General features: G+C 70.9%; 10 protein-coding genes. 4 read left to right on the top strand and 6 right to left on the bottom strand.

Annotated elements, in window-relative coordinates:
• Positions 1 to 76: 76 nt before the first annotated feature.
• Positions 77 to 511, top strand: a complete 435-nt coding sequence (locus JYK02_RS15810) for a hypothetical protein (protein WP_207051905.1) — start codon at positions 77 to 79, stop codon at positions 509 to 511.
• A gap of 59 nt (positions 512 to 570) precedes the next feature.
• Here the strand turns inward: JYK02_RS15810 and JYK02_RS15815 are convergent, their stop codons facing one another.
• The 5 genes from JYK02_RS15815 to JYK02_RS15835 form a co-directional block, all read right to left on the bottom strand.
• Positions 571 to 2,868 (bottom strand): hypothetical protein, encoded by a 2,298-nt coding sequence (locus JYK02_RS15815; protein ID WP_207051907.1) that lies wholly within the window; start codon positions 2,866 to 2,868, stop codon positions 571 to 573.
• Positions 2,869 to 2,896: 28 nt separating this feature from the next.
• On the bottom strand, positions 2,897 to 4,687 hold the full coding sequence (locus JYK02_RS15820; RefSeq protein ID WP_207051909.1) for a VWA domain-containing protein: 1,791 nt from the start codon (positions 4,685 to 4,687) through the stop codon (positions 2,897 to 2,899).
• Complete coding sequence (gene mtsD, locus JYK02_RS15825; RefSeq protein ID WP_207051912.1) at positions 4,684 to 6,666, bottom strand: cell-cell cohesion protein MtsD; 1,983 nt, start codon at positions 6,664 to 6,666, stop codon at positions 4,684 to 4,686. The genes JYK02_RS15820 and mtsD overlap by 4 nt, the downstream gene beginning before the upstream one ends.
• Before the next feature lie 35 nt (positions 6,667 to 6,701).
• The gene (mtsC, locus tag JYK02_RS15830) at positions 6,702 to 8,024 is read right to left on the bottom strand and encodes a cell-cell cohesion MYXO-CTERM protein MtsC (RefSeq protein WP_207051914.1); all 1,323 of its coding nucleotides are present in this window, start codon (positions 8,022 to 8,024) and stop codon (positions 6,702 to 6,704) included.
• 169 nt (positions 8,025 to 8,193) lie between these two features.
• Entirely contained in the window at positions 8,194 to 9,831 is a 1,638-nt protein-coding gene (locus tag JYK02_RS15835) for a calcium-binding protein (protein ID WP_207051916.1), read from the bottom strand.
• A gap of 246 nt (positions 9,832 to 10,077) precedes the next feature.
• Between JYK02_RS15835 and JYK02_RS15840 the strand changes: the two genes are divergently transcribed.
• The 3 genes from JYK02_RS15840 to JYK02_RS15850 all read left to right on the top strand — a co-directional run bounded on the left by JYK02_RS15840 (position 10,078) and on the right by JYK02_RS15850 (position 12,005).
• Positions 10,078 to 10,389: a hypothetical protein gene (locus tag JYK02_RS15840; protein WP_207051918.1), complete on the top strand. Its 312-nt coding sequence runs from the start codon at positions 10,078 to 10,080 to the stop codon at positions 10,387 to 10,389.
• A gap of 105 nt (positions 10,390 to 10,494) precedes the next feature.
• Entirely contained in the window at positions 10,495 to 11,025 is a 531-nt protein-coding gene (locus JYK02_RS15845) for a hypothetical protein (protein WP_207051920.1), read from the top strand.
• A 29-nt stretch (positions 11,026 to 11,054) separates the two neighbouring features.
• Positions 11,055 to 12,005: a hypothetical protein gene (locus JYK02_RS15850; protein WP_347402503.1), complete on the top strand. Its 951-nt coding sequence runs from the start codon at positions 11,055 to 11,057 to the stop codon at positions 12,003 to 12,005.
• Here the strand turns inward: JYK02_RS15850 and JYK02_RS15855 are convergent.
• Positions 11,991 to 14,330: an MtsA protein gene (locus tag JYK02_RS15855; protein ID WP_207051924.1), complete on the bottom strand. Its 2,340-nt coding sequence runs from the start codon at positions 14,328 to 14,330 to the stop codon at positions 11,991 to 11,993. The two genes, JYK02_RS15850 and JYK02_RS15855, sit on opposite strands and share 15 nt — an antisense overlap.
• Positions 14,331 to 14,370 lie beyond the last annotated feature (40 nt).

The raw sequence follows: 14,370 nt of genomic DNA on the forward strand, positions 1-14,370 counted from the left end.
AGCGCCCGCCAGTCGCGAGACATTCCGTGTTACAACACCAGACATTCTTCTGAACCTCACCGAGGAGTGGATGTCCATGCGCCTGCGCAACCTGTGGCTGCCTCTCACCATCATCGCCCTGACGGGCTGCGGAGACGAAACCGAGGACCTGCCCAACACGCCGCAGCTGCTCATCGACCGCACGGAGCTGAGCTTCGACACGGAGTTCTCCGCGGGCACCTACGTGGGGGCGACGACCTTCAACACGCTCTACATCGAGAACCGCGGGCTCCAGACGCTGGAGCTCAACGAGGCCTCCATCTCCGGCCCCAGCGTCTTCACGATGAAGAGGCCGGAGGAGTGGCCGGAGAACGGCCCCCTGAAGCTGGAGACCTACCAGCGCGCCTTCATCGAGGTCGCCTTCAAGCCCAACGCCGCCAAGGAGTTCACCGGCACGCTCACCCTCAAGTCCAACGCCGCCAACGGTGAGACGCGGGAGCTGCCGCTCAAGGGCAAGGGCATCGCCCCGTAGTCGCGGCGGCGCCCCCGGAGGCGGCGGAGGCGTGAAGCCCCGCCGCCCGGCCGGCGCTGCTAGCGGGTGAACTGGCAACCGCCCACCCACGTGCCACCGTCCTGCGTGGGCGCCGGGCACGACGTGGGCGAGCCGCCATCCGCCGCCGTGTAGCTGCGCGGGTAGTCGCCGTAGCCGGTGCGCAGCGTGTAGCCCACGGGCCGGTAGTCCGTGCGCTCCGTGGCGCTCACCGCCACCGAAAGCGTGCCGCCCTTGATGAAGCGCCGCTCCAGGCAGGAGCACGCGTAGGGCGACACCGTGACGCGCGTGGTGGTGGCCGTCTTCTCCAGTTGATACAGCGCCTGGTAGCTGCTGAGCGGCGCGCTCGCGGAGGTGTGCCACGCGCGCATGGACGTGGGGCTGTAGGCCAGCGTCAGCGCACCGCCCGTGCTGGTGGTCGTCACCGGCGTGCACGTGCCGGCGCCACCGTCCGTGCTGTTGCCGTCGCAGAAGGTCAGGTCCAGCGCCAGCCCGTGCGGGGTGCCGCCGTCGGGCAGGTTGTCCACGTCCCACTGCACCAGCCACGCCGCGTCCTCCGGCGCCGTCCGGTCGGGGAGCTGGTACTTGAAGGTGTCCGTGTCGGAGGCCACCGCGTCGTAGTCCGTGGGGCCGCGCACGCCCAGGCCCGTGGCGCGGTCGTTGCCGCGCAGGCGGCCGTGGCCGTACGTCAGCTGGCCCTTCGCCTCGAAGGCGGCGTTGCCCACCGGCAGGTTGCCCGTGCCCACGTCGCCGAGCGTCTTCGCGCGCGGCTGCTCCACGCCGCCGCTGTAGGCCGCGTCCTCCTCCGCGTCCAGCGCCTCCCAGGAGACCTCCAGGCGGTAGTCGCGGTCATCCGCCCAGTTGTTGCCGTCGTCCTGCACCACGAAGTGGTACGTCAGCTCCGCGCCGTGCGCGGGCACCGGCAGCACGCCCTGGAAGTTGCTCAGGCCGGGGAAGCGCGCGGGGTCGCTCTCCTCGCGCAGGGACTGGATGCACAGCACGGCCTCCGGGTTGTTGCAGTAGGTCTGCACCAGCCCCGGCGCGTCGGGGTGCTCGCGCGTGTCACGCGGGCACACGGTGGCGTCGTTGGTGCAGGTGGCGCGCTGCTCCGCGGTGACGGTCGTGGCCACCGTGGTGAACACCAGCACCTGCCGGTCCGCCATCTGGCCCAGCGGCAGGGGCAGCGGGTCGAAGCGCGTGGTGGTGGGCACCTCCACCAGCTTGTAGCGCAGCAGGCTGGGCTTCGTGAGCGAGGACAGCTTCACGGAGAACCAGTCCCGGTCGGACACGTAGCCCAGCCGGCCCTCGAGGTTCGTGGACGCGCCCGGCGCCCCCAGGTTGGCCGGGGATGCGCGGGCATAGGTGTCGTTGTCCCCGGACTGGTCGCGCGGATCCGCCTCGTCCACCACGCGCACCTCCACGTCGTAGGGCTGCTTCAGGTCGCCCGCGGGCACGGGCTCGTTGTTGCCCCGGTAGCCCTTCACCACCAGGGTCCAGGTGCCCGCCAGCTTCACCTTGCGCGCGGTGGCCAGCACGCCCGGGTGCACCTTGGGCAGCACGTTGCCTTCCGACTCCTTGTCGGTGCCGTTGGGGCGCAAGAGCTCATAGGACAGCCGGTAGTTGGGCGGGGCGCCCTGGGACGGCGCGGTGAGGCGCACGTAGGCGATCTTCCCCGCCGTCAGCGGGAAGCTGAAGCGGTCCACGTCGCCGTCCGTGGCCAGGTAGCCCTTGGCGGTGCCCACCTGCACGGCGCCCTGCGCCGCCAGCGCGATGGGCGTGGGCGTCACGTCGTTGGGCTCGTTCGTGTCCGGGTTCTCGATGAGCTCCACGGTGAGCCGGTAGGGGTTGCGCGCGTCGAAGGCGGGGCGCGCGGGGTTCACCGGCGCGTCGCGCACCACGATGACCAACTGCGTGTCCGGCGTGCCGTACGGCAGCACGATGTCCACCGGCTTCGGCGCACCCGCGCCGTGCTGGTCCGACTTCGACACCAGCGCGGTGCTCTTGTCCTTCTCCTGCACCGTCACGGACAGGTTCACCGGCGTGCTGGACGCCAGGTACGTGCCGGTGACGTGCACCAGCGTGCGCGCGTTGGCGGAGGCCGGGATGCGGACGCTGTACCAGTCCTCGTCACCGGCCTTCACGTCGCCCGTGAGCGCCAGGAAGCGCTCCACCGGCGTGCCCGGCTTCAGCTCGCAGTCCGCGTTCGTCAGGGCCTCCTCGCGGCTGTTGCAGAGGTCCTCCACCACGCCCGTGCCGGCATCCGGCGTGTCCTCCCCTTCCGAGGAACAGGCGGCCAGGAGGAGGAGCGCGAGCGGGAGCAGTCGGGTGCGAAGGCGCATGGGGGACTCTGGGGGAGGCTGCGGAAGGTCAGGGGACGGGCGAGAGGGTCGGGGCGACGCCGGGGCAGCGGTCCACGAAGTCCTCGGGGTTCACGCGGACGACGCCATCCGGAGGCGACTTGATGCCGCCCACGGGGTAGCGCACGGAGTCCACGCGGAAGGTGCGCACCAGCGTGCGCGCGGTCGGGTCATCCGCGGGCAGCATGGCCACGGAGAGGTAGATGTCGTTGTAGCCCGCGCCGCGCTGCACGGTGCCGGCGTCCACGCCCCCGTCCACGCCGCCGTCGGCGACCATGGCGATGGTGGGCGCGAGCAGCACGTTGTCCACGCGGAAGCGGTAGCACTGGCGGCCCTGGTCATCCACCGGGCCGTCCGCCTCCATGCTGTAGCGGTACGCGTCCGAGGCCAGGTTGGCGGTGTCCACCTGGAGGGGCCGCATGTGCATGCGCGCCTCGCTGCGGTTGGTGAGCCCGTCGGTGTCCGGGTCCTCGTCCAGGTCGCTGCTGGAGCCCTGCGTGCCGCCGCGCCACTCCATGCCGTCCGGCACGCCGTCGCCGTCGCTGTCCTGGAGCGTGGCGTTGGTGCCGATGAACTGCTCGTCGCAATCCAGCAGGCCGTCGCAGTCGGTGTCCACGCCGCGCAGCGCGGGCGGGCAGCCCTTGTCCAGGCCGCCGCCGTCCGGCTGCACTTCCTGGGTGGGGTCGAACTGCACGCCGCGGTCGCGGAAGTACACCTCCACGCCGTCGCTGAAGCCGTCGCCGTCGGTGTCGCGCAGGTTGGGGTTGGTGCCCAGCTCGTACTCGCGCGCGTCGTCGAGGCCGTCGCCGTCGGTGTCCGCCTCGTCCAGCGGGCTGCCCGGCGGCGCGGAGAAGTTGGAGGCCACGAACTCCTTCACCACGAAGGCGCGGCGCACCTGGCCGAACTGGAAGTTGAGGAAGTTGATGGGCTCGTTGTTGCGGAAGTCGCGGAAGTTGCCGCCGCCCAGCGTGGCCATCTTCTCCAGGCGGTCCGCGTTCTGGTTGATGATGAGCAGCGGGCAGCCGCCGTCGCCGAAGCCGCCGTCCTCCGACACCAGGTCGCACACGGAGGGCACGGGCTGCGTGGGGTTGAAGACGTGCACGGTGTTGAAGCGCACGTCCTCCACCAGGTCGCGCAGCTGGCGGATGCGCACCACCGCGTCGCCGCGGATGAGCTCGTCGTCCTGGTTGTTCGTGGGCTTGCCGTCCGACAGGAAGATGACCGAGTAGCGCGCCTGCGCCAGGGCCTCGTTCCCGCTGGGCTGCTGCCGCGCCCGCGCGATGTCCGTGTTGATGAGCGAGTAGATGTCCGACAGCGGCTTGACGAAGTCCGTCGAGTCCCGGTTCGGCGACGTGTCCGTGTTGCGGAACGTGAGCAGCTTCTCCGTGAGGATGGCCTTCGCGTTGGCGTCCAGCGCCGACACCTGCACGAAGCCGTCCTCCGGCGGCGGCCCCGGGTCCTGCGTGAGGAACGCCGTGGTGCTGCCCGCGAAGAGCATCACCGCGATGGAGACCTCCGGGTCCTGCGGGAGGTTTTCAATCAGGTCCACGAGCGCCGTGGCGCGCGTGCCGTCCGGGTCGCTCACGCGCATGGACTGGCTGGCGTCCATGGCGACGATGATCTTGATGGGCCGGATGACCTCGTTCGCGCCCAGCGTGCAGAACCGCCCGTCCAGCGACACGGCCCGGTCCGCGGGCACCTCCGTGTCACGGCGCGGGTCGTAGAGGTACGAATCCGTACAGGCCACCACCACGGCGAGCCCCACCAGGGTGAGGGCCCAAAGACGTCCCGCGCGGCTCACGGCGACGCGCCTCCCTGCGACGGCGACACGCCGACGCAATTGCCCTGGGTCCTCCAGGGGTCCACCAGTTGATCCGGCCGGCGGAAGTCACCGTCGTCCATGGCCAGGTCCGGCCCCAGCGGCACGCGCACGCTGGGGGGCGCGTACTGCGCCCACGCGCACGCGGTGCGCCAGACGCCGTAGTCCGTGGCCACGCCGCTCTCCGGCGCCTCCGCGAACCACACCTTGAACAGGTTGTAGCCCTGCTTCACGCCCGAGCGGTCCGGCGGCGTCACCAACTGCAGGTTGGACACGGTGAAGTCGTAGCAGACGCCGTTCGTGTCGTTGCCGCCCGGCACCTTCGTCACCTCGTACTGGATGCCGTACTTGTCGTGGAACAGCCGGTCGCGCCGGGTGGGGTCGCTGCCGGCGCGCAGCTCCTCGTCGTCCGGCACGCCGTCGCCGTCGGTGTCCAGGCCGGCCACGCTCGACTGGAGCGGGTTGAGGCCGTACTTCGCCTCCACGCCGTCCGGCGAGCCGTCGCCGTCGCTGTCCACGATGCCCTGGCGCGTCTTGAGGTACTCCTCCGCGAACTGCGACAGGCCGTCCCCGTCCGTGTCCCGGCAGGTGCAGCCGGGCGTCAGCGGGGACTTGGGGTCGCAGCCGCGCGCGTCCAGGTCGTTGCCCGGCTTGAAGCCCTGGTCCTGGCGCCGGAACTCGAAGCCATCGCTCAGGCAGTCCCCGTCGCTGTCGAGGGTGAACGGGTTCGTCTTGAGCGTGAAGCTGTTGTCCACCGCGTCCGGGACGCCGTCGCCGTCGCTGTCCAGCACCCGGCCCTCGTCCCCCGGCGCGGAGCTCAGGGGCTCCACCATCAGCGTCTTCATCACGTTGGGCGACGCGAAGGACGAGTAGTCCAGCGCGCCCAGGCCCAGCTCGGAGATCTCCGCCGTGTCGCTGAACTCCTGGTAGACGCCGTTGCCCATCTCCGCGAAGCGCTTGAGCAGGAAGGAGGCGATCTTCTTCGCCGCGGCCGGGTACTGCGCCGGCGCGACCTCCGGGTAGGTGCCGTAGATGTCCTGGCAGATGGGGCCGCACGCGCGCACGGCCTCCTCGTTGAAGAGCAGCACCGTGTGCATGCGCACGTCGCCCACGTTGTACTGCGTCTTCAGCTCCATCAGCCGGCGCACGTAGCTGAAGAGCTGGTAGTTCTGGTTGCGGTCCGTGCCCACCTCGAAGCCGGTGATGGCGTCGGTGGTGCTGGTGGCGTTGCAGAAGCTGGAGATGGAGTCGCGCCAGGTGAGGTCCGGCGTGTCCGGGCCCGCGTAGACGGACAGGTTGTCGTTGCCGGAGCAGCGCGGGTACGGCGTGCCGTCCGTGAGGAACACGACGACGTAGCGCGTGCGCGGCAGGAGCTCCGGCGTGGCCTGGGACACCGCCTCGATGTCGCTCGCGATGAGGCTGTACGCGTAGCTGAGCGCGCCCTGGTAGTCGGTGCCCTTGCCCAGCTGCGACTGCAGGCCCTCGATGTAGCCGTTGATGTTGCCCGGCGGCGCGAAGCGGTCGCCACCCGGCGGAGGCCAGGTGTTCTTCACGTTCGTTTCGAACGGGGCAATGGCGATGCTGATGTTGCCCTGGCGCGCGTCGTTGATGCGCTTGAAGCCGTTCACCAGGTTCTTCAGGGCGCGCACGCGCGCGGGCTCCGTGACGCCCGGCGGGATGATGGCCTGCACCTCCGTGCGCTCGCAGAAGCCGCTGCCCTCCTGCGAGCCCGGCGGATCCGACACGCACATGCTGCCGGACTCGTCCACGACGAGCACCACCTTCACCGGGAAGCCAGTGGGGTTGGCCGGGCGCGTACACACCCGGCCGGTGAGCGTCAGCCGGTCATCCAACTGGGACTGCTCCTGGGCGCGCGGCTCCAGGAGCGTGTCGGAACAGGACAGCACACCCAGGGCCAGGAGGCCGGTCGCAAGAAGCGGAACCACGAGCTGACGGCGCATGCGATGCGGACCTCCTGACATGGGTGACACCCTTCTTACGCCTTCTTGCGGCGGCGCAGCAGCAGGCCGAGCACGCCCGCGCCCAGGGCCGCGGCGCTACCGCCCGCGGGCAGCGAGGTGCAGCCGCCGCCGTTGCCGTCGTCCTTGCCCACCTTCACGAAGAGGCTGGACACGGAGGCGCGCTGCTCCGGGAACACGCGGTCCGCGAAGGCCAGGCGCGTGGACACCTGCAGCTCGTACTCGCCTTCCTTGTCCGGCTGGAAGTTGGGCACGCTGCCGTCCACGTACTGGTACTCCCAGTGGCGGCTGTAGGTGACGGCGCCCTTGGGGTTCTCCACCACCGCGGTGGAGCCGGAGGGACGCTTCACCACCGTCCAGGTGTACTCGATGGCCGCGCCGTTGCGGTTGGCGAACAGGGGCGGGCGCACCGCCATGCTCGTCGACTCCACGTTGATGACGCCGCCGGTGCCCACGCTGAAGGGCGCCTTCGGGTCGAGGCAGTCGTTGGGCTGGTCCTTGTTGAGCACCACGCAGTAGCGCGTGTCGCACGCGTCACCCAGGCCGTCGCCGTCGTCATCCGCCTGGTCGCGGTTGGCCACCGCGGCGCAGTTGTCCTGGGCGTTGAGGACGGAGTCGTTGTCGCGGTCCGGATCGCAGCTGTCGCCGATGCCGTCCACGTCCGTGTCCTTCTGGTCCGGGTTGGACAGGCCGGGGCAGTTGTCCAGGTTGTCGGAGATGTTGTCGCCGTCCGCGTCCACGCGGCACAGGCTCACGTCCGCCGGCAGCTGCTGGTTCTCGTTGGAGACGAGCGGGCAGTTGTCCTCGCCGTCCTTGCGCCCGTCGTTGTCGTCGTCGTCGTCACAGACGTCGCCCAGGCCGTCCTTGTCGTTGTCCGCCTGGTTGGCGTTGGGGATGGAGGGGCAGTTGTCCTCGCCATCCGGCTTGCCGTCGCCGTCGTCGTCCGTGTCGCACGCGTCGCCCTGGCCGTCACCGTCGGTGTCCAGCTGCGTGGCGTTGGAGACGGCCGCGCAGTTGTCGCAGGAGTCGCCGGCCAGGTCGCCGTCGCCGTCCGTCTGGTCGCGGTTGGACGTGAACGGGCAGTTGTCCTTGTCGTCCGCCTTGCCGTCGCCGTCCGCGTCGTCCGTGTACGACAGCGTCTTGCCGTCGTCCGTGTACGCCACCCAGACGGAACAGCCACAGCCACAGCCGCAGCCGCCACCCTCCTCCTTGGGGCGTCCGCACTCGTCTCCGAGGCACTCCGGGTTGTCCGGGTTCTGCTCCTGGGCCTGCACGGTGCGGGGGCTCAGCACCAGGAAGGCTCCGAGCGCCAACATGGGGGCAATGCGACCGATAGTCATGGTGACTCCTTTCACAACCCCTCCCCTAGCAAGAGCCGATCCCACTGCTGTAGGAGTTTCAGGGTCAGGAACTTCAAGGGGTTGCGGGCTCGGAAGAGGCTGCTACAGGATGGGTGTGGGGGGAACACCCCATTGAGACTGTGGGGGACACCCCACGCTGAGGGCCGGCTCAGATGCCCACGATGAAGTCGTCGGACGTGAGGGAGATCATGCCCGCCGGGGTGCGGCCGGTGTCCGGGTCGTACTTGATCTCCTGGATGAAGAGCGAACCCACGCCGGCGCCGCGCGGATCATTGTCCCGGCCCACCTGGAGGTAGAGGTAGACCTCGTTGGTGCCCGCGGGGATGAACTCGCCGGGGAAGAACGGGTGCGGGCGCTCCAGGGTGGGGACCAGGGAGACGTTCTCCACGCGGGTGCGGTAGCAGGCGCGGTCGCTGGTCTCGGTGGGCGGCAGCGGGACGACGGAGTAGCCGTAGCCGCGCTCGCGGTGGAAGTCGAGGTCGGCGCTGAGCGGGTCGGCGTGGGCCTCCACCTCCGCCACGTTGGAGACGCCGTCGCGGTCGCTGTCGAGCAGGTCTTCTGGGACGAGCGGGTTGGTCTGCGACAGGGCCTCCACGAGGTCCGGCAGGCCGTCGCCGTCGGTGTCGCCCACGCAGGGGTCGCTGCCGAGCACGCGCTCCTCGCAGTCGTTGAGCCGGTCGCCGTCGGTGTCCTGCACCACGCTGCAGCCGTTGATGACGTCCACGGCGAGCGGGTCCAGGCCCATGCGCAGCTCCACGCCGTCCATCAGGCCGTCCTGGTCGGTGTCGGGGACGACGGGGTCCAGGCCCATGGCGCGCTCCTCGTCGTCGCCCACGCCGTCGCCGTCGCTGTCGGTCAGCATCTGGCCGTTTCTCACCTGGACGTTGCGGTTGAAGGCGAGGAAGCGCTTCAGCTTGAGCGCGTTGTCGAGCGAGCCGTAGTCCAGCCGCGCCAGCGCGTTGGGCAGGCCCACGGAGTCCGTCTCCACGGGCGCGCTGCCGCCCGCGTTGGCGATGGCGGCCACCTGCAACCGGGTGACGGCGTCCGGCGCGTCGCCGCGGACGTAGACGGGCTGCACGCTGACGTCGCCCGCGCCCAGTTGCTCCACCAGTCCCTTGAGCTCGCCCACCACGGCGGTCAGCTCGCACTGGCTGCACGAGGCGTTGCACTGGGCCTGGGCCGCCGGGGACGCGTTGCAGCCGGCGGCCTGGGACAGCGCGGTGCAGCGGCTGTCGATGCCGATGTTGAAGGCCGGGTTGTCACAGCTCACGTCGGAGCTGCGGATGACGGGCGCCACCACGTAGCGCGTGCGCGCGACCTCGCCCTTGCAGGAGGCCTGCATGTCGCCGGACAAGAGGCTCTTGGACAGCCGCAGCGCGGAGCGGACGCTGATGGGGCCCTGCTGCTGGTAGCTGGCGTAGCGGGGCAGGACGGCCTGGAACGCGGCGGCGTCCGTGAAGCTGCCCTGCAGGCCGGTGGCCACCGAGTGGAAGGCCACGAGCCCGAAGCGCATCTGCGGGCCGGTGAAGCGCGAGGTGAGCGTGGTGAGTCCGTCCACCGCGGCGCCCACCACCTCCGGCTCCACACCCGTGCCGCCCTGGAGCGCGAAGACGACCTTCACGGGGAACGCGTCGCCAGTGGCCTCGGGGACGCAGAGGTCGCCCTCGAAGTTGGCGCGGTCGCGTGAGCCGCCCGCGCGGTCGTCAATCGAATAGAGCCCCGCGTCGGTGCACGACAGCCACAACGTTGGAATCAGGAGCCAGGCGACCCGGGGGGAGGAACGCATTCGTCGGATTGTAGACCTCAGCTCCCCCACCTGACGCAAGCAACCCGCGGGGCGGATCCGCGCGAAGCCCCGTCACCGCCCCGACTTTCCACCTCCCCGGGGAACAGGTCGCCGCCAACCGGGCTGGAATGTCCACATCCTGCCTGGAACCAATCGCCGACAAATTCCTGGGCTTACCGGGATGGTTCCGATTCCGGGAAGGGGAAAGACATTGCCCATGCTGTCCAATCCCCAAGGAGCAAGACCATGAAGAAGACGCACATGAAGGTGGGCGGGACCGTGGCGATGTTCGTGCTGGCGCTGGGTGCGACGGGCGCGATGGCTCACAGCGGCGACGTGCAGGGCCACGACCCGCGCATGGCGGTGGCGATGGAGGAGGTCGTGCTCGTGTCGAAGACGGGCCCCCTGGCCGGCGGCTCCGGCGGCTCCGGTGGCTGCGGCTTCGTGAGCAACATCCTGGGCAACGTCGCCGGCAACCTGCTGGGCAACACGACGGGCACGCTGCTGGGCATCATCGGCAACGTGTTCGGCGGCGGCGCGAGCGGCAACTGCAACTGAAGCAGCCCGCCGTCACAACCCCCTGAAGCGATGTAGCCGTTCATTCAAGACGCACCCGACGCCGGAGGTTACGCCTCCGGCGCTCGGGCTTTGGAGCGAGCCCCCATGCGACACACCCTGACTCCCAGGCACGGGTTGTTGACCGGCCTTGCCGCGGTGCACCTGCTGCTGGTGGCCTGTGGCGCGTTTCACGTGCCCTTCCTCCAACTCACGGACACCGTGAGGCCCTGGGCGCAGGGCTACGCGCACTGGACGGGCGCGAGCAGTGGCTTCAGCTTCTTCGCCCCCGGGGTGAGCCCGGCGGTGAAGGTGGCCTTCGACCTGGAGGGGGCGTCCGGCGAACAGCTGCACGACGACTTCCGGTCCGACAACAGCGCGGTGAACGTGCGCATCCATTCCATGATGTTGCGCTTCGGCCTGCCGGACAGCCGGGACGCGCTGGCCCGCGCGTGGGCCGCGGCGATGTTCGGCCGGCACCCGGGCGCGCGCTCCGTCACGGTGCGCGTGGAGTCCCTCCAGCTACCCTCCATGGAGGCGCACCTGCGCGGTGAGCGCCCCGTCTGGTCGGAGGCCTACCGCGCGGTGTTCGAGCGGCGGGTGCCCGCGGCCTTTTCCGCCGGGGAGGTGACGCGATGAGCGCTTCGTCTTCGTCATGGAGGTCCGCCGTGGGTCCGAAGCTGGCAGCGTTCGTGAGCGAGCCCTCCGCGCCGCAGCCGCTGGGCGTGCTGCGCATCGGCGTCGCGGCGCTGCTGCTCATCCAGGCGTGGAGCCTGTCGCAGAGCCTGCCGGAGCTGTTGGGCAACCGGGGCTGGGTGCCCTGGAGCGTCTCCGAGGCGCTGGCGTCCCCGTCGGTGCCGCGCGTGGACGCGGTGGTGGCCGCGCTGGCGCCGCTGGGCATCTCCCAGACGGCCGGCATCCAGGCGCTGGCGTTCGTCTACGTGGTGGCGCTGGTGGGGCTGCTCCTGGGTCTGCACACGCGGCTGTCCGCGGTGGTGGCGTGGGTCATCCACACGGTGCTGCTCAACAGCATCAGCTTCTTCTCCTACGGCGTGGAGACCTTCGCGCACATCAGCCTGTTCTACTGCGCGGTGATGCCGGTGGGCGCGGCGTTCTCCCTGGACGTGCGGGCGGGGAGGCGCTCCAGCGCGCCGTCCGCCCTGGCGACGCTGTCGCTGCGCCTGTTGCAGGTGCACCTGTGTGTCATCTACCTGGCCACGGGGCTGGAGAAGCTGCTGGGGCCAGTGTGGCGGGACGGGACGGCGCTCTGGGAGGTGCTGATGCAGCCCCAGTACGGCCAGTTCGACTTCGCGTGGCTCGCGGTGGTGCCGTGGATGGTGAAGCTGTCCACGTGGGGCACGCTGGTGGTGGAGGTGGGCTACGCGGTCTGCGTCTGGCCCCGGCGCACGCGGGGGCTGTGGGTGGCGCTCACCGTGGGCATGCACCTGGGCATCGCGGTGATGATGGGGCTGTGGCTGTTCAGCGGGATGATGACCGTGCTCACGTTCGCCGCGTTCGGCTGGCCCCTGGTCGCCGAGGCGATGGTCACGCGGGTCCGGGCCATGGCCCTGCTGCCCTTCCACTCCGGCCCCGCGCGCCAGGCCTCACAGGGTGAGTAGATAGGCGAGCAGGTCGTTCTGCTCCTCGGGGGTGAGCGCCCGCGCGTTGCCGTGCTCCGGCCCGGAGGACTCCAGCAGCATGCGCAGCGGGAAGCGCGCGGCCGCCACCAGCCGGTCCCCCTGCACCGCGTAGCCCAGCGTGGCGCTCGTGAGCAGGGGCCACACGTCCCAGGTGCCCACCAGCGACGGCGGCGCCGCGCCCTTCACCAGTTGCTGGAGCTCCGGCCGCAGCTCCAGCGCGATGGGCGTGCCCACGTCCTGGTACTGGCCCCGGGTGGCGGGGTCCTGATCCAACGTGAAGAGGGGCGCGGGGTGGCAGGCCATGCACCGCGCCTTTCCCTCGAACAGGGCCCGGCCCTTCGCCGGGTGCCCCGTCTTGCCGTCCGGCATCGTCACCGTCTCCAGCGGCGCGCCGTCCGCGCCCCGGTAGGGGTTGGGCGGCGTGGACAGGAGCGACGTGTAGAGGGCCAGGGCCTCCACCTCCGAGGGCAGCGGATCCGGGTTGTGGTAGCGGTTGCGCCCGCCCACCGTCTCCGCCGTCTCCGCGAGGCTGCGCGTGCTCGCGGGCGTGAAGTAGGGCGGCGTGTCCCGGCTGCCCAGCGCCGTCGTCGAGCGGTAGATGCGCATGGGGCGCGTCTTCTCGAAGAAGACGCCGCCCGTGTGACCCTCGATGTGGCACGCGTCGCAGCTCATGCCCGTGCGCCCCACGTCGGTGAAGTAGAGCACCTGGCCCAGCCGGCGCTGCTCGCGCGGGCGCACGTCCACCACCGGCCACTGCCGCACCACGCGCGCCCTGCCCTGCCGCGCCTCGCTCACGTCCACCACCGCCACCGTGCCCGTGAAGCGGTTGAGCACGTAGAGCGTGCGCGCGTCCGGGGACAGCGCCAGCGAGCGGGGCCCGGAGTGCAGCTCCAGCCCGGCCCGGCCCTTCGTGCCCAGGTCCTCCACCGGGCGGATGAAGGGCGTGCCGTCCGGGGGTGGCACGGGCAAGGTCTGGAGCACCGCCTTGCGCGCCGCCGCGTCGCTCGCCGCCAGCGCGTTCGCGTCCACCACCCGCACCTGCCCCAGCCCCACGTCCGCCGCGTAGAGCAGCCCGGCGCGGTCATCCAGCGCCAGCCCCTCCGTCACGCCCGCGCCGAAGCCGAGGTGGCGCACCACCTCCTGCCGGTCCAGGTTCAGCACCGCGACGCCGCTGTTGGCGCTCACCTCCATGCGCTGGGCGTTGGGGCCCACGTTCGGCCCCAGGCTCGACATGAAGAGGCGGTTCAGGCGGTCGCTCACGACCATTCCCCGGGGCGCCTTGCCGCCCATCACCTGCGCGGAGAAGGCCTCCGTGGGCCCGCCGATGATGGGGACGCCCGGGCCCGGAACCACCGGCGCCAGCTCCCGGCCGTCCGTGTTGTCGAGCAGCACCACCTGACCGGTCTGGAGGCTGCCCACCATGAGCAGCTGGTTCCGCAGCACCAGCTCGCGCGGGTTCGGATCCACGTCATGGGCCCACCTCTCGCGGCCATCTTCCAGCGAGAGCGCGTGCACCTTGTCGTGGACGTGCTCGGCGACGAAGGCCACGCCCTGCGCGGCATCCACCGCCAGGCCCCACACGCCCACGGGCGTGGGGACGACGCGGGCCTTCCGCTCCGGCACGTCCAGCGCGTACAGCCAGAGCGCCGGGGCGTACTGGTGGGCCACGCCCAGCCAGGGGCGCCCGCTGGCGTCCTTCCACGTCGCGAGCGCGGACGGCCCGTCCCCCACCGCCAGCGGCTCCACGCGCCCGGACTCCACGTCCAGCGCGAACACCGTGTCCGTGGGCGGTGACGCGACGAAGAGCGTGCGCCCGTCCGGGGACAGCGCCATCGCCATCAGGTCCGGGAAGGCCGCGTCGTTGACCAGCGTGAGCCGCGCGCTGCCCGTGGGCTTGAGGTCGGTGCCCGCGGCCAGCGACAGCTGCACGTCCGTCTGGAACGTGCCCTCGGGGAGCCTGAGGTCCGCGGGGAGCCTCGCGTAGGCGTGGCGCGCGTCCGCCACCGTGAGCGGCACCTCGCGGGACAGGGGCGCGCCCAGCACCAGCCGCAGGCCCGGCACCAGGTTCTCGCCGTAGAGCGAGAGCGGCTGCGAGGTCTGGTTGCTGGTCAGCTTCGGCCCCACCGCCTGGAGGATGGGGCGCGGCGGCGCGGGTTGGGGGGGCTCTGGGGCCTCCCGGGGCAGCACGACGATGGCCAGGAGGCCCAGGATGGCCACGCCCGCGAGCCCCACCGCGATCCACTCCAGCTTGCGAATGTCACCCTTCACGCGTGTGCGAGCCTCCCGCGCGCGAGCATCCTCCATCCGCCCACCGTGTCACGATGACTTCGCACCACGTCTGCTC

This window comes from Corallococcus macrosporus (assembly GCF_017302985.1).
GTDB lineage: Bacteria > Myxococcota > Myxococcia > Myxococcales > Myxococcaceae > Corallococcus > Corallococcus macrosporus_A.

Coding starts and splice junctions, on each gene's coding strand:
- JYK02_RS15810 (WP_207051905.1), top strand. CDS start 77: ATGCGCCTGCGCAACCTGTGGCTGCCTCTCACCATCATCGCCCTGACG.
- JYK02_RS15815 (WP_207051907.1), bottom strand. CDS start 2,868: ATGCGCCTTCGCACCCGACTGCTCCCGCTCGCGCTCCTCCTCCTGGCC.
- mtsD (WP_207051912.1), bottom strand. CDS start 6,666: ATGCGCCGTCAGCTCGTGGTTCCGCTTCTTGCGACCGGCCTCCTGGCC.
- mtsC (WP_207051914.1), bottom strand. CDS start 8,024: ATGACTATCGGTCGCATTGCCCCCATGTTGGCGCTCGGAGCCTTCCTG.
- JYK02_RS15835 (WP_207051916.1), bottom strand. CDS start 9,831: ATGCGTTCCTCCCCCCGGGTCGCCTGGCTCCTGATTCCAACGTTGTGG.
- JYK02_RS15840 (WP_207051918.1), top strand. CDS start 10,078: ATGAAGAAGACGCACATGAAGGTGGGCGGGACCGTGGCGATGTTCGTG.
- JYK02_RS15845 (WP_207051920.1), top strand. CDS start 10,495: ATGCGACACACCCTGACTCCCAGGCACGGGTTGTTGACCGGCCTTGCC.
- JYK02_RS15855 (WP_207051924.1), bottom strand. CDS start 14,330: ATGGAGGATGCTCGCGCGCGGGAGGCTCGCACACGCGTGAAGGGTGAC.